The sequence below is a fragment of the Microbacterium sp. SORGH_AS_0421 genome (assembly GCF_030818635.1).
Lineage (GTDB): Bacteria > Actinomycetota > Actinomycetes > Actinomycetales > Microbacteriaceae > Microbacterium.
In genome coordinates this window covers 138,616-160,920 of sequence record NZ_JAUTAO010000001.1, presented here as the reverse complement: position 1 = coordinate 160,920, position 22,305 = coordinate 138,616, and the positions used below count along the sequence as shown (strand labels likewise).

Below are 22,305 nucleotides of genomic sequence, written 5' to 3'. Positions count from 1 at the left end.
GGACGCGTCCACCCTCGCGCGCAACACAGCTGCGCGCTCCGAGCCACCTCCGGGAGCCCGTCATGACCACGTGGGAGTACCTCACCACACCCCTGCTCATCCACAACACCGCGGCGATCCTCAACAACTGGGGCAAGCAGGGGTGGGAGCTCGTGCAGGTGGTCACCGGTCCCGAGGGCGGACTCGTCGCCTACTTCAAGCGGCCCACCGGCGGCGGCGCGGCCAACGCCGGCCTGGGTGCTGCCGAGACGGCCGCGCGACAGTTCGAGGGCCAGCAGTGAGCGTCTCCGAGCGCCTCGCCGCCCTCGGCGTCGATGTCCCGGCGGTGGTGCCTCCGGTCGCGTCCTACATTCCGGCCAAGCGTCACGGAGACCTCGTGTACACCTCGGGTCAGCTCCCCATGGTCCAGGGTGCCCTGCCCTCGACCGGCAAGGTCGGTGAGTCCGAGGGCCTGATCGCCCCCGCGGATGCGAAGACCCTCGCCCGTCAGTGCGCGCTCAACGCGATCGCCGCAGCCGCGGCCCTCGTCGGCGGCGTCGACAACCTCACCGGGGTGCTCAAGCTCACCGGCTTCGTGGCATCCGTCCCCGAATTCACCGGGCAGCCCGGCGTCATCAACGGCGCGAGCGAGTTCCTCGGCGAGGTCTTCGGTGAGACCGGCGCCCACGCGCGCTCCGCTGTCGGTGTGCCCGTCCTCCCCCTCGACAGCCCCGTCGAGGTCGAGGTGATCTTCACCGTCGCCTGACGACGACCCCGGATGCCGGCACCCCGGCCTTCGCACGAGAGGGACGCCCTGGTCGCACGGGGCGTCCCTTTCGTCATCGTTGCGCCGCTGTCTCGGCTGATTCAGAAGTGTGCGGGGGCAGGATGCCCCCGTGACCTCCTCTTCCACGCCGAGTGGGCCGTCGACGGCCGAGAGCGCACTTCTCACTCCTTCGGCTCACCTCCGGCGCGACATCGTGGTGGCGATCTCGACCATCGTCGTGCTCCTCGCCGTGGGATTCATCCTCCGCTTCGTGCCGATAGACGTGGCGTTCTCGAACGCGGTGCATCATCTGCATGTCAGCGCCCTCACCCAGGTGGCGGAGGCGTTCTACCGCTCGCTGAAACCGCTGCCCGCCGCGGGCATCATGATCGTCGCCACGGTCGCCGTAGGCCTTCTCTCCCGCCGGTGGCAGGTCGCCCTCGCCTTCTTCGGGGAAGTGGCGGTGACGTGGGGTCTCGCGGAAGCGGCGAAACTCATCGTCGACCGACCGCGCCCCGGGATGTCAGAGGCCATGACGCAAGCGGTCGGCGCGACGGCCGATCCGTCGTTCCCGAGCGGTCACGTCGCTTTCACGGCATCGTTCGCCGCCGTGTTGATCTGCGCGCTCTGGACGACGCGATGGCGCGCCCTCGGCATCGTCGTCGGGGTGGTGCTGGTCGTGGGGATGTCGGTGTCGGTCGTGGTCATCGGCGTGCACTACGCCGGGGATGCCCTGGCATCCATCGTCTGGGTGGCGGGGGTGTATCCGGCGGTGCGGGCGGGAGGGGCCATGCTCGTCATCCCGTGGGTCGAACGCGCGATACGGCGATCGGTCTCGTCGCGGGGGCGCTGATTCGCTAGCATCGAGGCCGAGTCGATTACCGGGGGGAAGGACTCGTATGGATGACGCCGCGCAGATGCTGCTCACTATCGCCGGGCAATTGGAACGAGCCCAAGAGCTGTCCAATGTGGCCGAGGAACTGTCGGGCGAGCTCGCCACGCTGACGGGGATGGGGCGAAGCGACGAAGACGGGGCCACGGTGACGGTCGACCATCAAGGAATCGTCATCGATGTCGCCTTCTCGGATGCGATCCGGGATGCCGACGGGCCCACCGTCTCGGAGTGGGTGATGTCGGCGACGACCCGGGCGATCGAAGACCTGCAGAAGCAGGCAGAGCCCATCCGGGCAGCGATCCTGCAACCGCATCTGGCCGCTCCGGCGGTCGACTTCTCAGCGCGGATCGACGAGCTCTTCGAGAGGGTGCAGCGGTTGGACGCCGAGACTTCGGCCGCAACGCCCGTGAAAGACGAGTTCGAGGGGGGCTCACGATGACGGATCTTGAGGTACAGGCCGATGCGCTGCACGCGCACGCCTCTCGGCTGAACGGCTCGGCCGACCAGTTGAACGACGCAGCCGTGGCCGCGTTGAGTGCCGTGGCACTGCAGCCGGTGGCTTTCGGATTGCTCTGCTCGTTCCTCGTTCCCGTGGTGACCCTGCAGCAGTCGACGACGGTCGCCGGACTCTCGGCGCTCCGCCTGGCACTCGCCGCCGAGGCCACCGCGGTTTCAGCGGCTGGTACGACATACTCTCTTCTCGACGATCACCTGGCCGCCGAGATCGCGAAGGTCATCTGATGTCGCTCATCGCCGCACCGACGTACGAGAGCGGGCTGAGCGGGGAGGCCGTGCTGGGTGCGTTGCCGGTCGCCGGGGGGATCGCTGATTCCGTGCGCGACTTCGGCAGCGGCAACATCACATCGGGCGTGATTGATGCGGCCGGCTCAGCGCTCGATGTCGTCAGCCTGATCGCGAACCCGATCGCGACGCTCGCGTCATCGTGCGCATCGTTCCTGCTCGATTACATGTCGCCGCTGCACGAAGAGCTGGAGCTGCTGACCGGCAGCCCCGAGATGGTGCGTGCACTCGGCGAGACCTGGGACAACGTCGGAGACGCCCTCACGGCCGTCGCGGACGACCGGGATAAGGCGCTCGGAAACCTCCGTGAGTCGTGGCAGGGAGCCGCCGCCACGGGCTACGAGACGGTCGCGACCGGCCTCACCGCGATCATGCGGTCCCTCGCGGAGGCCGCCCACAGCAACGCGAACGGGCTTCGTTTGGCGGCATCCGTCGTCCAGATCGTCTACGAGATCGTCAAGGGCATCATCGCCGACCTCGTCGGACAGCTCATCCAGGCGGTCGTCGAGGCGCTGGCCACCGTCGGCGTGGGGCTCCCGGTGATCATCGCCCAATGCAGCACCAAGATCGCGACCCGCGTGCCTCAGGTCGCCCGGTGGGTCGAGAAGATTCAGGAGGTGATGCAGAAGATTCAGGGAATCGTCGAGCGTTTCACCCAGTTCGGTCGCGAATTTCAGGTCGAGACGGCGGGAATCGAGAAGATGCTCAACGTGGGTGAGCTCCGGGTCAACTTCCAAGCACTCGACGTGGTCAACGCTGTCAAGGGCATCAACGCCGGAGTCGGAAAGTCGGCAGAGGCCGACGCAGATCAGCAAGGGGGGCGCTGATGGTCGCTCCTGATTTCTCCGGCGTCCCCTTCGATGTGCAGGAACGTCTCGCCGCTCGCGACGCGAAGTATGCCGCCGCGATTGCACGGGGTATTGCCTTCGAAGCGGTTCGAACGGCGGTCGAAACAGCCCAGGGGGCGGCCGTGTCGTTCCAGGGCGAGGTGAGAGCGACCGTGTCCTCTCGCGGGCTTCTGACTGAATTGCATGTTTCCTCCCGCGGAGTCGCTCTCGGTCCGCGCGCCCTCAGCCGTCTCGTGACCGCCACGATTCGCGAGGCGCTCACCAATCTGCAGGAAAATCTGACGAACGCGATCGAGGAGGCCGATCCTGGAGTGGCCGGGGCCTCGGTGTTGAGCGAGATGCGGGCTGGCCTCGTCGGTCCGCTATCCCTGCTCGATGCGGAAGGCCCGGTTCAGGGCCTCCGCTAGCGTCGACCGGTCTGCAGGGCGCAGCCTCACCGGCATCGCTGAGTGTCTCACCCAGCCCATCGTTGGTGCGAAAGGCGGAAGGATTCTCCACGCGACATCCGCCCGCGTCGTGTGCGCGACTCCGTCACTCAGCTGTCGCCACGCGGACCCGGCAGGAGAGTGGACGCGACAGTGGGGATGCCGCGGGGTGTCGCCGTGCCCAGAGAGGCGCTCCCCACATGTGCACTCACGTTCAGCCCCGGCCGTGCGCCTGACGGTGCTTCCCAACGGTCGATCGCTTCGCTGCGCTTCATGAGCACATTGCTGGGTGCGTCCGGCGCCTCCTGCCAGGGGATTTTGTTGCCGAGACCGTAACCTTTCCAATCCGGGTGGACCAGCCGACGATCAAGAACCAAGCGCGGACCGTCCGCGTCATGGTTGGGGAACACCCCGACGCCAGCGACGAGCGCATCCGCTCGCCCCCATGAACTGGCGGGCACCCTGTCGAGCAGTGCGTCGAGCGTGTGAGCCACCGCCCGGATCGTCGGCACGTCGTAGTCCCGCGAGCCGTAGGCAAGGATCACGCCTGCACGGATGACGACGGCGCTCAGGGGTGGGAGCGATGACAGGACCTCGACGAAAGCGGGCTGAAGCAAATCCGTCGCGAACGCGGGGACGAACCCTTCCACCTGCCAGCGTCCATCGGCCGTGCGCGAAGGTTCCAGAGGGGGGAGTGCCAGACCGAGGTCCTTCTCGGTTGCGAGAGTATCGACCATCCGAAGTTCCGGAAGCGATGCGGGGAGCTCGAGCCAAACACCGGTGGTTTCGCGGCGATCACCGTAGGGCAGGCCGCCGTTTGTCGTGCTGTACCGGTAGCCGATCAGACGTGCTGCTCGAAATGCGCGCTTTTCGACAGATCCGTCAATGACCTCGCTCAGGCCCACCGGCCAAATGTCGAAGCCGTGTTCACCGCGCAACGAGGCCTCGGCCAATTCGAAGGGGCACGGAGGCTGCGCATCGTTCCACGACCACCCCTGAGAGGTGACGTCATGCCGCAACGTGGCACGGCGCTGCGCGGCCTCTTCGCGTTTCCGCTTGCCAAAGATCACGTCTGCCGTCTCCTCGATCTCTCTATCAATTCGGTGTCATGCCATCATGCCCACGGAGCCTCTCCGCCTGCGAGATCGCCGCAGAGACGGCTATCGGCGAGGTTGAGCCCGGTCTGCCGTCCGCCGCTTTCGGTACTCGGTCACACGGCATAGATGTCGTGGTTCTCGCAGCCGACCGACCCGCCGCCGACAGGGCGGCATCGACTCTCCCCGTGGGGGTGATCGCGCTCCTCAGACGCCATGATGAAGAGCCGACGCGACCGCCGGTAAGTCTGAACCCCCTGCCCGCGTACCGATGTAGAGTCCTGAAGACGTACCCGGCGGCACGTCCCAGACGTCCACCGCTTTGCGTCGCGACATCGTCACGTGCTTCGGAGCGTCGGAGGCTTGCGGCCAAGGCACCTTTCCGCCGAGACCGTATCCCTTCCAATCAGGTCGCACGAGCCGTTGCTCGGGCCTCAGCCCTGCACCGCCGATCGTCCGACGGGAGAACACTCCGAAGCCGGCGACGAGACGTCCGGCCTGGAAATCTCCCTCACCGACGGTGCCCCGGAGGGCATCCGCGACACCAACCATCCAGATGTCGTGGGATCGCGAACCGCGTAATACGGCCTCGCCGAACTCGAAAATCGGCGCGGGTGCTGCACCCTCCCACGTCCATCCGGCGGCCGACACCTCCTGGCGCAGGACCTCTCGGCTCTGCTGTGCTTCGTGGCGCTGGCGCTTTCCAAACATCACGTTCGAAGTTTAGGCGCGTTCACCGAGTTCGCGAGGAAACCCGGGTGAGACGAGTGGCCCGTCGAATTGCTGCTTCGCGGCGTGACGCGGCTCCTTCCCAGCGACGCGTGACAAAGGTGACGCTCGGGCTCCCGTCGCTCTGTGATCAGCCCCGGCGATCAGGCACGCGGAGCCGCCCCGCCCTGCGAGATGGTGGAGGCCACGGTCGGGATGCCCGGAGGCATCCCCGAGCCGATGGTCGCACGTCCGAATTGTGCGCTCAGGGAAAAGCCCGGTGCATCGTCGTGGGTGGGCTCCCACACCTCTACCGCCTCGCTGCGCTTCAACATGACATTCTTCGGGGCGCCGGGCGCGTCTGGCCACGGCACTTTCTCCGCCAGCCCGAAGCCTTTCCAGTCGGGGCGCACAAGACGCTGGTCGAGTGAAAGGCTGGCCCCGCCGGGGACGCGCCGTGGAAACACCCCGGTGCCCGCGACGAGAGCGTCGGCGCGGCCCCAGGCGTTGCCGGGCACCGCCTCGATCAGTGCAGCAAGGGTCGTCGCGACGGTTCGAATGGTCTGCGCGTCGTAGCGCTGCAATCCGTAGGCGAGGATCATTCCCGCGCGGATGACGACGGCTGTGAGAGGGGGAAGGGTCGCAAGCGCCGTGACGAATGTCGAATGAAGGAGGTCCGAGGCGAACTGCGGGACGAAACCTTCGACCCGCCATCGTCCGTCGGTCGTCCTCGCAGGGCTCAGTGGGGGAAGAGGGAGCCCCTCGTCCTTCTCCGTCGACGAAGCGTCTACGAGACGGATCTCGGGCAGCGAGTCGGGCAGGTCGATCCACACCGCGCTCGTCTCGCGACGATCCCCGTACGGGATGCCTCCGTTCGTCGTGGTGTAGTCGTAGCCGATGAGTCGCGCGGCGCGAAAGGGACGGGTGTTCACCATGCCGTCGACGACATCGCCTAAGCCGACCGTCCAGATTTTGAACCGCTCGGGGCCTCGAAGGGCCGCCTCCGAGAGTTCGAAAGCGGGGGCGGGCTGGGCGTCGCTCCACCGCCACCCCTGCTCGGCGGCGGCAGCTTTCAGCTCTTCGCGCTGCTGCGCAGTCTGCTCATGCCTTCGCTTGCCGAAAATCACGGTCGCAGTCTAGGCAGACCGAAACGATCAGAAGGACTTAGCGAGCGAATCCTCCGTCGCGGCAATCGCCTCACCCGTTCGCAGAAGCACCTCCGCGCACCCGTCCAACAGCGTCTGCATCGACCGCATCTGTTCTTCCCACTGGGCGCGTGCGACGGAGTACGCCTCCCGCGCCTCGCCTCGCCACCCGCTTTCCATGGTCGCCAGTCGCGCGTCGAGCGCGTCGAGCTCGCCTCGGATTCCCCCTGACGCGGCGCAGAGCACCTCGACCGTTTGACTGACCCTGCCGAACTCGATTCGAATGTGATCGGCCACGCTCATCCCCCCCGGAACAATGGTTTCGACCCCTGTCACAATACGAGATCGCACGGCCACGGAGAGCGCCGCGCTCGAGTTCGCTGGAAGATCCCGGATGCCGAAGCCCGCGGCATCCGGGATCTGATCTCACTTCACTTGGGCGCTGATGACGCTCATGACGGCCGTATCGGCGAGGGTGATGGTGTCTCCGACTTCGCGGCCCTCGGCGACGTCGCGCAGGAGTCGGCGCATGATCTTGCCCGAGCGGGTCTTGGGCAGCTCGCCGACGATGTAGACGTCGCGGGGGCGGGCGATGGGCCCGATCTGCTGGCCGACCCAGGTGCGCAGCTCATCGCCGAGACCCTCGACGGGGTGCTCCTTCAGGTAGCGGCTCTTGATGATGACGAACGCGACGACGGCTTGGCCGGTGGTGCGTGCGTCAGCGTCTGATGGAGAGATCTAGTAGTTCGGGGCTGGTATTTGTACCTTTCTTGCGGTACAAAGTTGTAGCAGGTATCAAGTACAAGAAGGGGTCATGGCATGGTGGAAAAGTTGATGGAGCGGTGGAATCTTCTCATTCTCGCGCCGGGCGCTGAGCTTTTTGTGGCTCTCATCGTGGCCGTGGCGTGCGCCATCTTTGCTCGCCCGTACGTTCGCCGTGCCAGGGCTGATCGCGCATCGTTGCCCCCGATGCTTCCCGGCACGGCGGCCGCTGTGATCATCGCGTGTCTTGTCGACTTGATAGGGCGAGCGCTGTGGGTTCGCTTCCCAGTGGTTGCCTGGTGGAGTTTCGCTCTGCCGTTGGTGGTCGCGGCTTTGGGAGTGGGGGCGACCGCCTTGGTCAGTACTCCAAGCGTTCGCAGCACGGGGGAGCCGACGTTGGTTGGCGTCAGGCGTTCTTGGCTGAGTTTCGCGAGCACGTCCGCCGTGTGGATCTCAGGTGTCCTCGCGACCGCTGTTCTCGTGACGACCCTGTGCAGTGGCAGTGTGTCGTCTCTGGACGAGTTTGGCCGAAACGTTTTTATCGACTTTGGCGACGCGGGAGTCACAACTTTCTACGGGTGGTCGTATGGGCTTCCTGTCCTCGTCGGTCTCGCCCTCATAACCGTGATGACGGTGATTGCGCTTGCGAGGATCGCGGCGCCACCGTTCGTGAGCGCGGTTTCTTTCGCCACCGAGCGTCGTGCTCGTCGGGTTGTCTCGAACGCCGTCCTGTCTCTCGCGGCGGCCGCCCTTGCTCTGGCATGGGGCGGGGCATTGCAACTCATTGGTCAAGCAGGATCGAGCTCCGCGGGCGTGGGCATACCCGGGGTGGGAGAGTTCAGTTGGAGCCCCGGTTACTCGTCGTTTGCAGGAATCTTCCTGTGGGGTGGGTGGGCGATGGAGGTCATCTCCTTAGTTATCCTCTTTGCTCTGATCGTCGGTGTGGTTCCGTTCGATCTGGCTGCTCGGGGCTTGACAGATCGTCGGAGCGAAGAGGTTCGGTCGCGATGAGTCCGGGCGGTGAAAGCGCGACGTCCTCGATGATCTACGAGCGACTCAGGGGACTTATAGCTAGTGGGTATCTCGGACAGGGAGAACGACTCCCTACGGTTCGTCAAACGGCGGCGGACTTCGGCGTGGCTCCCGGGACAGCGGCTCGCGCGTTCCGTCAACTCGAACAGGAGGGTCTCGTTGAGACGCGAAAGGGAGGCGGGACCCGCGTTGCCGACAGTGCGTCGCCTCTGCCCGGTTTGGTTGTGGCGAAAATGAGAGAACTAGTGCAACTCGCGGACTCGTTGAACATCACGGTCGATGACCTGCAGAGCGCGCTGCTCGCGATCTGGCCTGCCACGAGGTGAGCTGGCGAGGGCTCAGTGCCGTCGTCCTGATGCGGGAGGGCGATGCTCGGCTATGAGTGAGCCCACCTACCTACCGGTGACCTGCCCCTTGATCGTGGACACGGCCATCCTGTCCGCGAGGGTTGTCATGTCCCCGACCTCGCGGCCCTCGACGACGTCGCACAGCAGCCGGCGCATGATTTAGCCCGATCGTGTCTTCGGCAGTTCGGTGACAAGGTACAGGTCACGAGAACGTGCAATGGCACCGATCTGTTGCGCGACCCACGCTCGCAAGTCGGCGACGAGACCGGTCGAGTCCTCGTGCTTCGGCGTGGATGTCTGCTTGGTACATCCAGAGCGACGACCGCCTGGCCGGTGGCGCCGTTAAGTCAAGCGTGACGTGCGAGGTGTTCACGCAGAACGCCGGACCACTCGTCGAAGGCGTCGAGATGCGCGTCGTGGCTCGCGTTGGAGATATCGGCGCGGCTCGTCTCTGGCCGTCGCTGTACTAACTCGTCCTTCTGCTCTGGCGTGAACATGCCGTTGTCCCCAAAGGCCGCGACGGTTGGAACGCGTAAAGACTCCCACTCGTCCCATCGGGGCTCATGGACGGCTCGGATTGCGCGCTCCATGACGTCCGGATCGAATCGCGGGCGCAGGCCCTCGCACCACGCGCTGACACATCGACACCACGATTACTTGTCGGTGACCTGACCCTTGATGGTGCTCATGACCATCGTGTCGGCGAGCGTGGTGGTGTCTCCGACTTCGCGGCCCTCGGCGACGTCGCGCAGGAGTCGGCGCATGATCTTGCCCGAGCGGGTCTTGGGCAGCTCGCCGACGATGTAGACGTCGCGGGGGCGGGCGATGGGCCCGATCTGCTGGCCGACCCAGGTGCGCAGCTCATCGCCGAGACCCTCGACGGGGTGCTCCTTCAGGTAGCGGCTCTTGATGATGACGAACGCGACGACGGCCTGGCGCGTGGTTGTCTTGTTATGTATTACGATGCGACCATCGATCGTCGAGGGGAATCATGGCGTCACGGGAGCAGTTCTGTGCGATCTACACACGCATCAGCGATGACCGAGAGGGTGAGGAGAGAGGCGTTCAGCGCCAAGAGGAAGATTGCCGGGAACGGGCTGAAGAACTCGGCTTGACTGTCTACGAGGTTTATAAGGACAACGATCGTGGAGCGTCCGACCGATCCTCCAGGAGTAAGAAGAAGCAACGAGACGACTACATCCGAATGCTGGCGGATGCCAAGGACGGCAAGTTCGCCACAATCATTGCCTACTCGAACTCACGCCTGACTCGAAGAGTCAGAGAGTGGCTCGACCTCGCTGACCTCTGGAAGCAGTACGGCGTCGCCATCCGGACAGTGAAGTCAGGAGATAGAGACCTCACCAATGGTGATGAGCGAGCCGTAGCGCTCACGCTCGCCACCTGGGACGCTAACGAGGTTGATCGAATCTCAGAGCGAGTGAGGCGAACCAACCGACAGAAGGCCTTGGAGGGAAAACCTGCCAAGCAGCACCGTCGCCCCTTCGGCTTCGAGGAAGATCAGATCACTCATCGACCGGAAGAAGCCCAGGCTATCCGTGAGGCCATACACGACATCATCGCTGGAGCCTCGATCACCGACATCTGCCGAAAGTGGGAAAGGCTGGGGATCAGGACTTCTGACGGCAAAGAATCCTGGAAGTGGACTCCCATGAAGAGAGTCCTACTTGGCTGGCGAACCGTCGGCATCCGGGAATATCCCCAGCGCAATCCGCAGACCGGCAAACTTGAGCGAAGCCCGCTTTTCAACAACGACGGCGAGATGGTGAAGGGTACTTGGGATGCGATCATCAGCCTGACTGAGCGCGAAGCTGCTTTACAAAAGCTTCAGGAACGCACGCGGGCGAGTGAACGCAAGGGGCAGTGGCTGCTTCAGGGAATCTTGAAGTGCGGCATCTGTAGCCGTACGCTCTATGGCGCGCTCCAGAGAGAAGGCGTGGATGGTCTGTACACCTGTACAGGAAGCGGAAAGACCCATCTGGGGATCAACGCTCCGACTCTGGAGCAATACATTCAGAACCTCATCCTCCGCTACGAGCTGGAGAAGGCTCTTCACGGGAACCCGCGAGTGGATCCCACGCAAAAAATCTGGCCCAAGGAGGGCCGCTATAAGCAGCTCGAGGGCTTGATCGAAGCCCAGATGGAGGCCTTTAGCTCCGGCTATGTGGAACCACGGGATCACTTCAAGCAGCTCGGCATCCTTACCAAGGAGCGAGACGCGCTGGAGCGAGAGCGTGCGAAGTTCGAGCTCATGCTTCTGGATCGCCCCAACAGGGTGGCCACGATTGCAGATGCGCAACGGTGGTTCATCGATCGAACATCCTTGGAGTTCGTAGACCTGAGACAACTCATCCTCAACGAGATCGACTTCATCGTGATTGGGAAGGGGTCCAAGGGCTACGGTGGTCGAACCCACGCGGCTGTCCGACAGGAAAAGATCTGGGCGAGAGCAGAGGTTTTCTGGAAGGCGCCGCACTACACCTGGAACGGAATCTCGACAGAGGAGCTGCTGGATATGCCGATCCAGCTCACCGGCGCTCTCGGAGAGAGTGCGCCCAGCTCGGCCACGGTTCCGTCTGAGCCAGTGGAGGAGTGGACGCCCGAGGCTGTCTCAGCCCGCCTTGCCGTAGATGGAAAGCGTGTGCCACCAGAGGCGGCTACAGCCTGAGGAGGCGGGCCATGAACGCTCGGGATAGGTCAGCTGTCTAGGTTGTGCCAGTGATCTCCGAGAACCCAGCGAACTGCCGAGATGCGGCCGGAGAGGTAGCCCCAGGCCCAATCAGACTCGACATCCTTCGCTAGTTCGTCGACGCCGTACTGCTCTTCGACTGCCCGCTTAGCTGCGAGCATGCCGGCCTTGATGTCATCTGGCCACCCGCGAGCATCCACATCCTCGTCCGCTGGCTTGCGGCCGTACCAAAGTCGGTCCATGAGTTCCGATTCGACGGCCAATATCTCCGAGACTCGTCGCAGCGTGCTGGTTCCAACATCGTGCTTGAAGGCGATGTCGAGGTGCTTCTCAACCAGCTTCAAGAGCTGCGGCTTCTCCCACACGCGGATGCGGAATGGTGGCCGGTTAGTGCGCTCGTAGTCGGCGATCCAGTCTTTGGCGCCATTGGTCAAGTAGCCGGAAGCGATGAACAGGACGACGGACGGACGCTCGGCGACAGCCCAGGCGATCGTCCCTTGGAGGGCATCAGGGGGAACACCACGCTTGTAGTGCTTGCAGTCGATGAACCAGCGCTCCGCATATTCATGTCCATCGATGTCGCTCATCGTCTTGTGCGCGACGATGTCCCGGCCTCTATCGGAGGGCGATGATGCAAGCGGCGTCCCCTTACGCCAGTCCACATTCGTGAATTCGCTCTCCGAGATAAGGTCGAAGCAGAACTCCTCAAAGTCAGTGGGGGAGAGCCCATCGAAGTCCAGTGAGCCAAGCGCAAAATCGTCCTCAGCTGTCTCCGGAATGGTCTCGGTCTCATCCGGCTGAGCATCGGTCTCGTTCACCATAGCCTCAGTATAGGAAGGCCCGTAGGCCGCACGAGCGAGGCCAGGGATCGAGTCGTGGCCCCGACCTTGCCTCGAAAAATAGGATGGTAGGTGCTCTCAGTGCAGAGGCATCAGCTCAGTCAAACTGTTCCGTCCTGGTCAGGTACCGATACACGGAGGAGCGCAGCACCGTCGACGCCTTCAGTGCCTTCGCGTAGGCCTCCCCATCATCGGCAATCTCCTCCGGGATTGCAGCGGCACGGGCATCCGAGAGATCTTTGGCAATGGCCTCGCAGTCTTCGCCGTGCTGATCTCTCAGGACATCGATCAGCATGAAGTCAGATTCCGTAAGCCCAGTCAGGGCGAGATAACGGTAGACGATCGGGCGGGATACCGCAGCGTGCTTCTCAGCCCTCTCGCGCTCGGGATCATCGAGGCCGTCGGGGATGGCCGCCAGCCGGTGTGCGGTGATCTTCTCAGCGATGAGCCGGGGGTTCTTGTAGTCCTCAAGCTGAGCGAGCCGGTTGATCTCCGCGCAGTCGTCCAGAGTCAGTTTCTCGGGCCGACCGAGCCTGATCCCGAGCACATGCTTCTTGTAGTGAAGTGACTCTTTCGTGGCCTTCGAGATTCGTTCCCTGTAATCCTGTGCGCCGAAAGCTTCCATGGCGAGCTGAAACGACTCCATGGCGTCCTTCGGAGCATACTTTTGATAGCGAGACTCGCCTACGACGGTGAAAACACAGCCGTTGCTCGTGTACTTGTTCACCGCCGCGAGGAAGTCGTAAAAGTCTCTGCTAAGTCGGGACCAGCTCACCATCACGATCTCGGCCTTGTGCTTGGGGTCGAGCGCTCGTTCGCTGAGTGCACCCCATTGCTCACTCTTCTTGAGGCTGATGGTTCCGCTGACCTTGTCGCTGTAGATGTTCTCGGTCGGAACACCGTAGTTGGCGAGCGCATCGATCTGCTGGTCGAGGGTCTGCTCCTTGCGGTCTTCCTTCTTGTCTGTTGAAACCCGCGCCCAACCGAGCGGGATTAGGTTAGATGTTTTCGCCATTATCAGGCCCTCCTCTCGGCATCGCGCTTGAGGAACTTATGGTTGTCTCGCGGCACATAGGGCTTGGCTCCCTTTCTGAGGCCGAGCACCCGCAGGACTGTCCACTTGCTGACGGCGATGTTTCGATCTCTCTTCAGCCCACTAACTATTCGATCCGGACCCCAGTTGTCCTGCTCCCGTCTCTCCCAGACCCAGTCCACATCCGCCTGACTGAGCTTCGGCGTCGGGCCGACGGGGATCTCTCTACTTCGAGCCGCCGCCGCCGCGTCTTGCTTCCTCTCTGCGATTCCTTCGAGGCGGAGATCCACGATGTTCTCTATGACCGCGAACCAATCACTCTTGGAGAGTGTCAGGCGCTGTGGAGCGAGAATGGTGATGGACGCCTCGATCCCTTCGAGCGACCTCAGCCACACGCCAAGGCCGGTGAGGTTCCGCCCCCATCCTGCGAGCGAGCCGACGACAACTTCCACCGGTTCAGTCGACAGCCTCGCCTCGGCCAGTAGCTCATCGCCAGATTGGTGGATGTTCCCGGCGGCGACCCCGTAGCCGACCAGCGTGTGAGCCTGCTCGTCCGTTGTCGGCTGGTTCCTCCGAGCGCTCGGCGCTATGAGTCCTAACTTGAGCATAATTTCCTCCCTCGCGGTGCGGTTCTTTCGCACCGACGAAAAGGCATATCGGAGCGCGTTCGAACCGCACCGATCCTGGGCTGTTCGCAACCGTTCGTTTGCGAACAGCTCACGAGACACGATGTCGGAGGTCGTCAGTAGGCTCGGATCAAGCGAAAGGTGGGAAACTTGGGACTCAACTGGCCTGGAGTAAGCACGGGCGGCGGAGACATGGACGCTGCATTGCAGAGGGAAGTACGCGAACTCATAGACGAATTCGGCGATGCCCTCTCCGGTGCGCTAGCGAGGTTTGGCTTGCCGCCACACGCTTCTCCGTTCTTTCGCCCGTTCTCGCTCGTGGCGTTGCGGGATAGCGGGCAGGTCCTGATCGGGCTTGGTCCGGCGGTCGGTGTGGCGCAACTGACTTGGCTGGACCAACCCACCCAGTTCTACGCTCTACCCGCCATGGTGGACCTTCTGAAGAACCAGCTGGGCTGGGAGATTGGCGCCGTGCTGAGCCTCCCGCTACCGGATGATTCTCAACGAACAGCAAAGATCGAAGCAGTAGCCGCCGCCCACGCAAACGAGGTCGAGACGCTGAACTCGCTGTCGAAGCTCGGCGACATCGCCCATGTGCGCCACTTGGAGCCATACCTCCGAAAGTTTCTCGAGGATCATCCAGAGCCCAGCCGCAATGTCTTCATCATGATGCGCTTCAGCGACTCTCCTCAGATGAAAGAGATTCACCAGGCGATCGTCGCAGGTCTGGCGGAGCACGGCTTGAATGCTGTGCGTGCGGACGACCGCGACTACACAGGAGAGGTGTGGTCCAACATTGAGGTGTATCTGACCGGCTGTCAGTACGGGATCGCCGTCTTTGAGGACATCGAGAAGCGGGACTTCAATCCCAATGTGTCTCTGGAGCTTGGCTACCTCATGGGTAGGGCCAAGCGATCCCTTCTTCTCAAGGAAAAGCGCCTTCCGAACATGCCGTCCGATGTGGTTCACCGCCTGTACAAGGAGTTCGACGGGTTCGACATCGCCAACTCCATCAAGCGAGAGATCGGCATTTGGATAACCAGAGATCTTAGGATCTAAGGGGTGGCTTTGAATGATCGTCTGGGGCTCAGCACCGACTCGGAGGGGCTACTTGCTCGCGTGAGAGAACGGTTCCTCCGCTCGGGCGACTTCAATGGTCTTCACTTTCAAGGCACGGATGTAGAACCGCTGCGGGCTGCAGCAATCGAACTGCTGCAAGCCGGCCTGATCGAGATCACGACCGGGGAGGACTACCCCAACATTCACATTCGGCCGTGGCCTTCGCGTAGGCCGATGGAGGATCAAAAAGAAGACCTCCTCTCCCTCGGGCCCGACGACTACGGTGTGTGTCTCTACCCGACGCCGGCCGGCATGAGGGGAGTGCGGTTGCCCCGGAGACTGGACGGCCGTCCCTTCGCGCGGGCCATGGCAAGGGGTAAAGGAACTCTGGAGCTGGCCTACTTCGAGTTCGATGTGCTGGAGCAGTATCGGAACGACAGTCGCTTCATGTTCGGCTTCGGTGAGTTCGGCGCGAGCATGAGCCTCTCAGATGAAGCCTCGCTCGATCCGTCGGCGCCCGAGCGGGATCATGTTTTCCTGAACCACATCGGCTTCGCGTACGACCTGAGCCGCTACGACCCCGAGAAGCCTGACTCGCCAATCCTTCGCCGCGTCGCTGTGTTCTACTCCGATCTGAAAACCCTCACCCCTGAGCACCAAAGACGATGGGAGACCTACCAGGTTCCTGACACCGATCTGGAACCGCATCCACTTTGGTGGAACGGGCAGATGGGCACTTGGCCAGACGGCGTAGGGCCCTTCACCCGCATCTTCATGGAGCTTGAGAACCTGAACGAACTGGCGGACCTGGCGTTCGATAGACCGCTTTTTCGCTCAACTGAGCGGCCAGCGGACCTCGGTTGGATACTCCGCCCCTCGCAGAGAGAGTGGGATGACTTCGTCCGTGAGATGGACAAAGTGCTGTCGGAGAATCTCATATCTAAGTTCTTCGATGCCGCTTTCGTTCTCAAGACAGACGAGAGCGGTCAGCATCTCGGAACCTTGACACGCCTGGAGCTATTCATGGAGATGCACGGCGTCGACGCCGACCGCGCCAAGCACGCGGTGTCTCCCCTCAAGGAGGTTCGCGCTGAACGGCAGGCACCGTCCCACCGGTTGCGGACGAACATCACTGACCAGACCTTCATTCACCGGCAGATCCAGCTCGTAGAGCGCGTCTACTCCGCTCTCGGCGCCATACGGCAGTGGCTGGCTACGCATCCCAGATGCTCCGAGTGGAGAGAGAAGTATCCAGATTTGAAGACCTACATGCTCTGAGGTCTCAGCAGGGCGGCGCGGGGCCCGGGCAGGCCAGCATCATCTCAATGTCGTAGCCTCGCGATACGATTGTTCGATGCCCGTGAAGCCTGCCGATCCCACTGATTCGACGCGGGCAAAACAGCCCGTTATCAGCCTGTTTTCCGGGGCTGGTGGCCTGGACCTCGCTGTCGAACGCGTGGCCGACGGTCCTCTTCGTGCTCCCGCGGTCCCTGCTGACGGGCCCTTCCGTGTCGCCGTCGCAACTGACGCCGCGCCCCAGGCGCTCGACACGCTTGCGCTCAACCTCCCGGGCACCTCTACGCTGCCTGGCGACATACGCGAGACGCCGACATCAGAACTCTTGCGGATCGGTTCCATGTCAGAGGGCGATGCAGCTCTCGTCGTTGGTGGTCCCCCCTGTACTCCGTTCTCGAAATCCGGGTTCTGGCTCGCTGAGAAACGGGAATCCCGAGACCCCAACGCTTCCTTGCTCGAAGAGTATGTTCGCGTGGTGGCTCAAGCTCGACCTGAGGCCTTTGTCCTGGAGAATGTCCAGGCGCTGACATACAAGACTCACGAAGGCCACTTCAAACAGCTCCTGTCTACCCTTTCGGAACTTGGTTACAACCCTCAGTGGAAGACGCTCCTCGCAGCGGACTATGGTGTGCCTCAGCTGCGCAAGCGTGTCTTTATCGTCGGTCGGCGAGACGGGAAGGCGTTTCAGTTTCCCGAGGCTACGCATGCCGGTCCGAGCGAAACCACAAAGACCTGGGATCTGACGAAACCATTGCATGTAAGCGCAGAGGAAGCCTTCGCGGGCCTCACAACGGTGCCCGAGGTGGGGGAACTTGTTGAGGGTAAGTATGGAGAATTGGCTGCGGAAGTCCCCGGTGGCCAGAACTACCTCTGGCACACCGAGCGCTACGGCGGTCGGAACGAGTTCAAGTGGCGTTCGCGATACTGGACCTTTCTCCTTCGGCTCGCTCCTGACCGCCCCAGTTCGACTCTCCAGGCTCAGCCGGGGCCCTATGTAGGTCCCTTCCACTGGGAGAACCTCACGAATACAGAGGGCGCATTGCGTGCTCGGCGTCTGCGAGTTCCTGAGCTGCTCCGACTCATGACTTTCCCTGACAACTTCCGGGTAGTCGGAAGCCGCGCGGACATTCAGCGACAGCTTGGGAATGCAGTCCCTCTCGAGTTGGGTAAGGCTGTGCTCCGCGCGTTGACGCTTCAGCTCGGCTACATTGAAGCCGAGACAGACAGCGACGACAGACTCGTTCGATCTGCGAGCGGTTCGATACTGATCAGCTGACGCGGGCGATCGGGTCAGGGGGGCCCGAGCCGGCGGATGAGAATCAACAAGACCGACGCTGAGTTCGTGCTGCGGCAAGCGCTGGCACTCGCACAGAGCGACAGCGACCTTCCCGTGATTTGGACCAGTCATACGAGGTCCGTGTTCGGTCTGGACGAGATGACCTGGACTCCTGCACTGGCGACCATGCTGCTAGCTAAGGCGGTCGACGACAAAGTCGATGCATTCAGCCTCAAAGCGGGCCAGCCCGGAAACGCTCGCGCCTACAGCGCCCGGGCGTCCTCTGCCACGGGGTACTCGTTCCGGCAGCTGTAGAGCACGGTTTCTCAATCCGGAACACCGGGGCCGAGCCGCTCAACAACAGCCCGTTCAACGGCGCAGACCGCTTGCAGGACATCGAGCGGCGGGCGTCGAAGATCTGGAACTACAAATTCTTTTACAGCATCGCGGAGCAGGCTGACCGGCTCGACCGCACCGATGCTCTGAAGGCCCTCGCAGCGTTCCTGCGTGAAGCTCTTTCGGTGGCGGCCGTTGCTCGCAGCGTTGTGGTCAAGGCTGATGGCCTCAATGCATGGGGCGCCAGGGTCGCGGTCAAGGATTATCTGCGCTTCGACGCCGACGATCGTCCGAAGCGCTTGCAGGCCTTTGCGGCAGCGTGCCTCGACCTGGCTTTCGAGGAGGTTCGATCTCGCCGACTCAACGACCCTTCTCGGGACATTCCTGGCGATGTTCACGCCATGGGGCCGTCAGCCCCCCTTCTGGCGGTTGAAGTTCGCGGCAAGAAGGTTGGACCGCAGGAACTCAGTAGCTTCGTGAGTGCATGCCAGAGAGCGAGCATCGGCCGCGCTTTGATGCTGGCGGACTCGCCTGGTCAGATGGACCTGGCGATTCTTGCCGAGAACTCCAATCAGCACTCGGTCGGTACGCTTGTTGAGGTATGCACCTCAGCCCCCGAGCTTCTTTCGAGCGCGCTGATCTGGGCGCCTCTTCCTCTTGACGACGCTATTGCAAAGTTCTCCAGCTCGTATCTGGCGCGTCTGAAGGAAATCGAGGTGGGCGTGGGCAGCTTGCAAGAATGGAGTCGTGCCGTAGCGGTTGCGCAGAATCGTTGAGTGCCCCTCCGTATTCGTAGCTGCCCGCCTCAGCCTGTGACAGAGAGAGGCGGGCAGGTCATGGCATCTGGCGCTAAGGACGCCTCAGATTGCAGGTTCCGGTGGTGATCAGGAAGTCCTTAGCGCAGTCGAGCAAGCCCCGCGCCAGCATTGCTCCGGATGGAGACATTCCCCGGACCCCGGACCAGCTCCAGGTAGACGAAGATCGGAGCAAAACGCCCAGATATCTCTACATTGCTGCGCGGTGTCTCGCCGACCTGCTGGCTATTGCCGAAGCGGATTGTGATTGGGTCTCGATTCGTCAGCACAAAGCTCACAGAGTTCTGCGATTCGATCCGCCACGGTCCATCCTTAACTGTCACCGACTCTATGATTCCCGGATACTCTGCCCGGAGAGCGAGCGTGCCAGGCTGCGCAACAAAGTCCTGGCCGTGGTTCTGTGGTCCGTTCTGGTCAACGCCGAAGAAGTGCGAGCCGCGCCATCCTTCGAGCTGGTCGGGTGTGAACCGGAAGGGACCCGTGAACTCCGAGACACCCGGTGAGCTGGTCTTGACCGTCACAGCCTCTGCTGGTTCGGCGGCGGTAGTGAAGCCGCCGACGAGGACGGCAGTGATGGTGACGGCTAGAGCGGCTGCGATTAGCTTAGGCATGTGATTCTCCTTGGAAGGTTTCGTGAAATATCGAGCCCCTGAGGTTGAGTCGCCGTGGCGACACACACAAGCTGCAGGGTTGTCGGCGGCGATGTCGCACACCGGCTCGCTGGTAGTGGTGATGGCCTTGGTTTGCTTCATTGCTGTATCCATCAGTGCCACCTTCGGCGACGCTTCTGCCGGGAAGGAAGGCCAGCCGAGCTGTAGAGACTCGAAGCCTGGAGGTAGAACTCCAGGTCGTAATACTCCGACGAGTGCTCTATCTGAAACATGCGGTCGCGGAGTAGGCGCCTCGCCTCGTCGGGCTGCTCGACGGCAAACTCCTGAAGGTCCATGCCGGTGAACTCCTCAAGGCTAGGGTCTGCGAACCTCATGAAGGGGACGATGGTGTCTGTTGCGTTTACGATTCTCATTGGTCATTTGATCCTTGCTTTCTCCCGCCTCAGCGGGGTTGGGTGGTTGGTGGGTGGGGTCAGTCCTGGTCGAAGAAGAAGTCGGCATCATCGAGGTCGTCGAAGCTCTCAGCAGCTTCGACCGCAGTGAGAACACTTGCTCGGCCCGCGGCGGGCTTGTCGGCTGGGGAAACTATCTCCACCGGCTTCCCCGTGAGGAAGTGGTCGAGTTGAGGCGGCGTCCCCTTTTCGACATGGAGGATGCCGCGGGCGGTGTCGCCTGAGCCGTCGATGACTAGCTCGGAGATCGAGGTAAGCCGAGCTTTCAATGCCGCCCATTGCTTGGGATGCTCTTGCTGAATGGTTTGGTGCTGCTCAGAGAGCTTGAGGTTGGAGACTATGAAGACCTTCGTGAACTTGGCGATCTTGTCCGAGTAGCGAGCAGAAACCTCAAGGGGATAGCCTTCGAGGATCTTTAGAAGGTCGACCATGGCAACGCTGGTGTTGTACTCGTCCAGAAGAAGGATGTCCTGGCCGCGGTAGCCATCGAAGGGGTTCTTCCAGTTGGGAACGCGGTAGATCGCCTCGTAGCCGTAAGTCTCGAAGAGCGCCGAAGTCTTACCGGTTCGAGTGCCGCCATGAATGTAGTGGACTTCGATCTCACGGAACTTCTTGCCCCAGGTTTCGCGATCACGGATGAGTTCGAGCTTTTCCAGATGGCTTGCATAGATCACAGCCCGGGGATCATCATGAATCACCTCATGCGCAGACTTCCCCTCAAGCATGATCTGCTCTGAGTAGGAATCGAGATCCGTCCGCTTCCCCTGCCTCAGCGTGAGATCGAGCTGGCCCAGATTGATGACCTCGCCGGATGCCGCCCGCTTGTCCTCACGGGTGGCGTACTTCACGGCCTGGATGCGAGTCTTGCTGGCCACTTCGTAGTGGCCCTTGGGGAACAGTTTCCGCAGTGTGGAAAATCGGAGCGCCGACTTGGTCTCAAGGTAAAGCTGCCAGTGTAGGTAACCGGTGGTAGGGGCCGCTTCCAGCTGTCCAACTACAGCCTTGTACCTACCGAGCCGCTTCTCGACCTCGGCCTGGGTGTACTCGCTGAGAGGGAGAGTGAGCACCCAACGGCGAGACTCGGTGTCCTTCGGATTGGATTTCGGTGAGGGAGTCGGGTCGGGCTGTGGGGCAGATTTAGAGGCGGCGTGAGCTTGAGCATCAGCAGCAGCCTCTCTCTTTCTGACTTCAGCCGCGAAGATTGAAAGAAGATCAGACATGTGTCCTCCGCGGGATAGGTTTGTTAGTTCCTCCTGGGTCAGCAGGATTGCAGTCCATATCACAACGCATAGAAACGAAGAAGCGGCCCGGGTGGTGGAGAGGAACTAAGGCACCTATCTGCCAACTCATTCACCACCCGAGCCGCAAGCTGAAGATGACGAGGCTCCAACCCCACCCGCTCGGTGTAGCACTCTTATATCAACATGGACTGCTACCTCGGAGCACCGCACACTTGCTGAGGAACGAAGGCTGAAGTTGCGACAGATGTGGAAACCTGCGACAAAGGTGAGACAGAATGGAGCACGGAAAAGCAGCGTTCTAGCCTGGTCTTGCGACACATGTGAGTAGAAGAGTGTCGCAAGAACAGCCCAGAAGCCCGGACCTGTCGGGTTTGCGACAGCCGCGACATAAGTCTCGTAAAGGTAATACTAGGAAGCGGCGACGGGCACAGCAGTGGTGTCGCACACCCAGAGCGAGATCCCGCGGAACAAGACTGCCCGCCTCAGCCTGTGAGAAGGAGAGGCGGGCAGGTTGTGCGTTGGACTGTCAGAAGCGTCTCAGATCGTGGGATCTGGCGAGTCAGAGCGGGATCTTCGTGAGGCCCAGCTCCTCGATGATGGGATCGAGCTTGCCAGTGTCCTTGGTCCTGGAGCGGCCGGGTACCTTGCCGTCGACCTCCCAGTTCTTCAGCCGGGTATGGCACACCATCCAGCCTCGGCCCTTGGAGCGCTTGTCCATGAGCAGAGCAATCGCATCCTTTTGGCTCATGGCGAAGAGCGCCTTCGGCCTCCGCGTAGATATTGGACCGTAGGCCAGGAAGACCACGGACAGCCGCCCGCCGTCATCCAGCCATTCCTCGTAGGCCGCATCTTCCTCTGGGGTGTTCTCCCTGGCGATCATGCGGAGAGCTTTCGAGCCAAGCGAGCCTCTGCCAACTCCCGATGCCTCGCATAGAAGGGGTCGTTTGTGATTCGATTTAGGATCAGCTCAAGATAAGACTCCTCCGATTCCCCGATGAACTCAGCCTCTGCCTTGAGTCGAGCAAGTGGCCTGCCGCTTGCCACCGACAGCTCTACGAGGTTGGTCGCTGCCTTCGGCTCTGGTGCTCCCCAGATCCGGAGCTGGGTTCCATCCAGCCTGTCCAGCCAGGCAGTGATCTGCTCGTCAGTCTCGCGCTTCTTCATCTCGATCTCCTCGTCGTTCCGCCCCATCTGAGCGGTTCTGCTGTTCTT

At 62.3% G+C, this 22,305-nt stretch carries 27 protein-coding genes and 3 pseudogenes; 15 read left to right on the top strand and 15 right to left on the bottom strand.

Annotated features, from left to right (window positions below):
• Positions 1-62: 62 nt before the first annotated feature.
• The 7 genes from QE416_RS00820 (at position 63) to QE416_RS00790 (ending at position 3,696) form a co-directional block, all read left to right on the top strand.
• The gene (locus tag QE416_RS00820) at positions 63-281 is read left to right on the top strand and encodes a hypothetical protein (RefSeq protein ID WP_056229468.1); all 219 of its coding nucleotides are present in this window, start codon (positions 63-65) and stop codon (positions 279-281) included.
• The gene (locus QE416_RS00815) at positions 278-745 is read left to right on the top strand and encodes a RidA family protein (protein ID WP_307312841.1); all 468 of its coding nucleotides are present in this window, start codon (positions 278-280) and stop codon (positions 743-745) included. The genes QE416_RS00820 and QE416_RS00815 overlap by 4 nt, the downstream gene beginning before the upstream one ends.
• A 130-nt stretch (positions 746-875) precedes the next feature.
• Positions 876-1,598, top strand: a complete 723-nt coding sequence (locus QE416_RS00810) for a phosphatase PAP2 family protein (RefSeq protein WP_307312840.1) — start codon at positions 876-878, stop codon at positions 1,596-1,598.
• Between the two features lie 46 nt (positions 1,599-1,644).
• Positions 1,645-2,079 carry a YbaB/EbfC family nucleoid-associated protein gene (locus tag QE416_RS00805; protein WP_307312838.1) on the top strand — a complete coding sequence of 145 codons (435 nt, stop codon included), beginning with the start codon at positions 1,645-1,647 and terminating at the stop codon, positions 2,077-2,079.
• Entirely contained in the window at positions 2,076-2,381 is a 306-nt protein-coding gene (locus QE416_RS00800; protein ID WP_141376141.1) for a hypothetical protein, read from the top strand. The genes QE416_RS00805 and QE416_RS00800 overlap by 4 nt, the downstream gene beginning before the upstream one ends.
• Positions 2,381-3,268, top strand: coding sequence for a WXG100 family type VII secretion target (locus QE416_RS00795; RefSeq protein ID WP_307312837.1), 888 nt, complete (start codon positions 2,381-2,383; stop codon positions 3,266-3,268). Before QE416_RS00800 ends, QE416_RS00795 begins: the two co-directional genes overlap by 1 nt.
• Positions 3,268-3,696, top strand: coding sequence for a hypothetical protein (locus QE416_RS00790; protein WP_307312836.1), 429 nt, complete (start codon positions 3,268-3,270; stop codon positions 3,694-3,696). Before QE416_RS00795 ends, QE416_RS00790 begins: the two co-directional genes overlap by 1 nt.
• Before the next feature lie 128 nt (positions 3,697-3,824).
• Here the strand turns inward: QE416_RS00790 and QE416_RS00785 are convergent, their stop codons facing one another.
• The 5 genes and pseudogenes from QE416_RS00785 to QE416_RS00765 all read right to left on the bottom strand — a co-directional run.
• Positions 3,825-4,784, bottom strand: a complete 960-nt coding sequence (locus QE416_RS00785) for a hypothetical protein (protein WP_210073627.1) — start codon at positions 4,782-4,784, stop codon at positions 3,825-3,827.
• A 231-nt stretch (positions 4,785-5,015) separates the two neighbouring features.
• Entirely contained in the window at positions 5,016-5,522 is a 507-nt protein-coding gene (locus tag QE416_RS00780; protein WP_307312835.1) for a hypothetical protein, read from the bottom strand.
• Positions 5,523-5,680: 158 nt separating this feature from the next.
• Positions 5,681-6,643: a hypothetical protein gene (locus QE416_RS00775; protein WP_307312834.1), complete on the bottom strand. Its 963-nt coding sequence runs from the start codon at positions 6,641-6,643 to the stop codon at positions 5,681-5,683.
• A gap of 27 nt (positions 6,644-6,670) precedes the next feature.
• Complete coding sequence (locus QE416_RS00770; RefSeq protein ID WP_307312832.1) at positions 6,671-6,958, bottom strand: WXG100 family type VII secretion target; 288 nt, start codon at positions 6,956-6,958, stop codon at positions 6,671-6,673.
• 129 nt (positions 6,959-7,087) lie between these two features.
• Positions 7,088-7,384, bottom strand: a pseudogene (locus QE416_RS00765) (acetyl-coenzyme A synthetase); the annotation flags it as partial.
• A 96-nt stretch (positions 7,385-7,480) separates the two neighbouring features.
• On the opposite strand from QE416_RS00765, the gene QE416_RS00760 reads away from it, so the two are divergent.
• Positions 7,481-8,434: a hypothetical protein gene (locus QE416_RS00760; RefSeq protein ID WP_307312831.1), complete on the top strand. Its 954-nt coding sequence runs from the start codon at positions 7,481-7,483 to the stop codon at positions 8,432-8,434.
• Positions 8,431-8,781, top strand: coding sequence for a GntR family transcriptional regulator (locus QE416_RS00755; RefSeq protein ID WP_307312830.1), 351 nt, complete (start codon positions 8,431-8,433; stop codon positions 8,779-8,781). The genes QE416_RS00760 and QE416_RS00755 overlap by 4 nt, the downstream gene beginning before the upstream one ends.
• A gap of 66 nt (positions 8,782-8,847) precedes the next feature.
• Here QE416_RS00755 and QE416_RS00750 read toward each other — a convergent pair.
• Positions 8,848-9,137 (bottom strand): annotated as a pseudogene (locus QE416_RS00750) (acetyl-coenzyme A synthetase); the annotation flags it as partial.
• A 318-nt stretch (positions 9,138-9,455) separates the two neighbouring features.
• Positions 9,456-9,746: pseudogene (locus QE416_RS00745) on the bottom strand (acetyl-coenzyme A synthetase); the annotation flags it as partial.
• A 47-nt stretch (positions 9,747-9,793) separates the two neighbouring features.
• Between QE416_RS00745 and QE416_RS00740 the strand changes: the two are divergent.
• Positions 9,794-11,488 carry a recombinase family protein gene (locus QE416_RS00740; RefSeq protein WP_307312829.1) on the top strand — a complete coding sequence of 565 codons (1,695 nt, stop codon included), beginning with the start codon at positions 9,794-9,796 and terminating at the stop codon, positions 11,486-11,488.
• 29 nt (positions 11,489-11,517) lie between these two features.
• On the opposite strand, the gene QE416_RS00735 is transcribed toward QE416_RS00740, so the two are convergent.
• The 3 genes from QE416_RS00735 to QE416_RS00725 form a co-directional block, all read right to left on the bottom strand.
• Complete coding sequence (locus QE416_RS00735) at positions 11,518-12,330, bottom strand: restriction endonuclease (protein ID WP_307312827.1); 813 nt, start codon at positions 12,328-12,330, stop codon at positions 11,518-11,520.
• Positions 12,331-12,445: 115 nt separating this feature from the next.
• Entirely contained in the window at positions 12,446-13,363 is a 918-nt protein-coding gene (locus QE416_RS00730; protein ID WP_307312825.1) for a recombinase family protein, read from the bottom strand.
• 2 nt (positions 13,364-13,365) lie between these two features.
• On the bottom strand, positions 13,366-13,989 hold the full coding sequence (locus QE416_RS00725) for a hypothetical protein (RefSeq protein WP_307312823.1): 624 nt from the start codon (positions 13,987-13,989) through the stop codon (positions 13,366-13,368).
• A 210-nt stretch (positions 13,990-14,199) separates the two neighbouring features.
• Between QE416_RS00725 and QE416_RS00720 the strand changes: the two genes are divergently transcribed.
• From QE416_RS00720 to QE416_RS00700, 5 genes are all read left to right on the top strand, one after another.
• Complete coding sequence (locus tag QE416_RS00720) at positions 14,200-15,066, top strand: hypothetical protein (protein WP_307312822.1); 867 nt, start codon at positions 14,200-14,202, stop codon at positions 15,064-15,066.
• A 3-nt stretch (positions 15,067-15,069) separates the two neighbouring features.
• The gene (locus tag QE416_RS00715) at positions 15,070-16,344 is read left to right on the top strand and encodes a hypothetical protein (protein ID WP_307312821.1); all 1,275 of its coding nucleotides are present in this window, start codon (positions 15,070-15,072) and stop codon (positions 16,342-16,344) included.
• Positions 16,345-16,420: 76 nt separating this feature from the next.
• Positions 16,421-17,638, top strand: coding sequence for a DNA cytosine methyltransferase (locus QE416_RS00710; RefSeq protein ID WP_307312820.1), 1,218 nt, complete (start codon positions 16,421-16,423; stop codon positions 17,636-17,638).
• 36 nt (positions 17,639-17,674) lie between these two features.
• A complete protein-coding gene (locus QE416_RS00705) occupies positions 17,675-17,953 on the top strand; it encodes a restriction endonuclease, SacI family (protein ID WP_307312819.1) in 279 nt (92 codons plus the stop codon).
• Positions 17,863-18,750 carry a restriction endonuclease, SacI family gene (locus QE416_RS00700; protein ID WP_307317824.1) on the top strand — a complete coding sequence of 296 codons (888 nt, stop codon included), beginning with the start codon at positions 17,863-17,865 and terminating at the stop codon, positions 18,748-18,750. Before QE416_RS00705 ends, QE416_RS00700 begins: the two co-directional genes overlap by 91 nt.
• Before the next feature lie 119 nt (positions 18,751-18,869).
• On the opposite strand, the gene QE416_RS00695 is transcribed toward QE416_RS00700, so the two are convergent.
• The 5 genes from QE416_RS00695 to QE416_RS00675 all read right to left on the bottom strand — a co-directional run bounded on the left by QE416_RS00695 (position 18,870) and on the right by QE416_RS00675 (position 22,284).
• Complete coding sequence (locus tag QE416_RS00695; RefSeq protein WP_307312817.1) at positions 18,870-19,541, bottom strand: hypothetical protein; 672 nt, start codon at positions 19,539-19,541, stop codon at positions 18,870-18,872.
• 11 nt (positions 19,542-19,552) lie between these two features.
• Positions 19,553-19,813, bottom strand: a complete 261-nt coding sequence (locus tag QE416_RS00690; protein WP_307312815.1) for a hypothetical protein — start codon at positions 19,811-19,813, stop codon at positions 19,553-19,555.
• A 59-nt stretch (positions 19,814-19,872) separates the two neighbouring features.
• The gene (locus tag QE416_RS00685; protein WP_307312814.1) at positions 19,873-21,072 is read right to left on the bottom strand and encodes a hypothetical protein; all 1,200 of its coding nucleotides are present in this window, start codon (positions 21,070-21,072) and stop codon (positions 19,873-19,875) included.
• Positions 21,073-21,652: 580 nt separating this feature from the next.
• Positions 21,653-21,973 (bottom strand): hypothetical protein, encoded by a 321-nt coding sequence (locus tag QE416_RS00680; RefSeq protein ID WP_307312813.1) that lies wholly within the window; start codon positions 21,971-21,973, stop codon positions 21,653-21,655.
• Positions 21,970-22,284 (bottom strand): hypothetical protein, encoded by a 315-nt coding sequence (locus QE416_RS00675; protein ID WP_307312812.1) that lies wholly within the window; start codon positions 22,282-22,284, stop codon positions 21,970-21,972. Before QE416_RS00675 ends, QE416_RS00680 begins: the two co-directional genes overlap by 4 nt.
• Between the last annotated feature and the right edge of the window lie 21 nt (positions 22,285-22,305).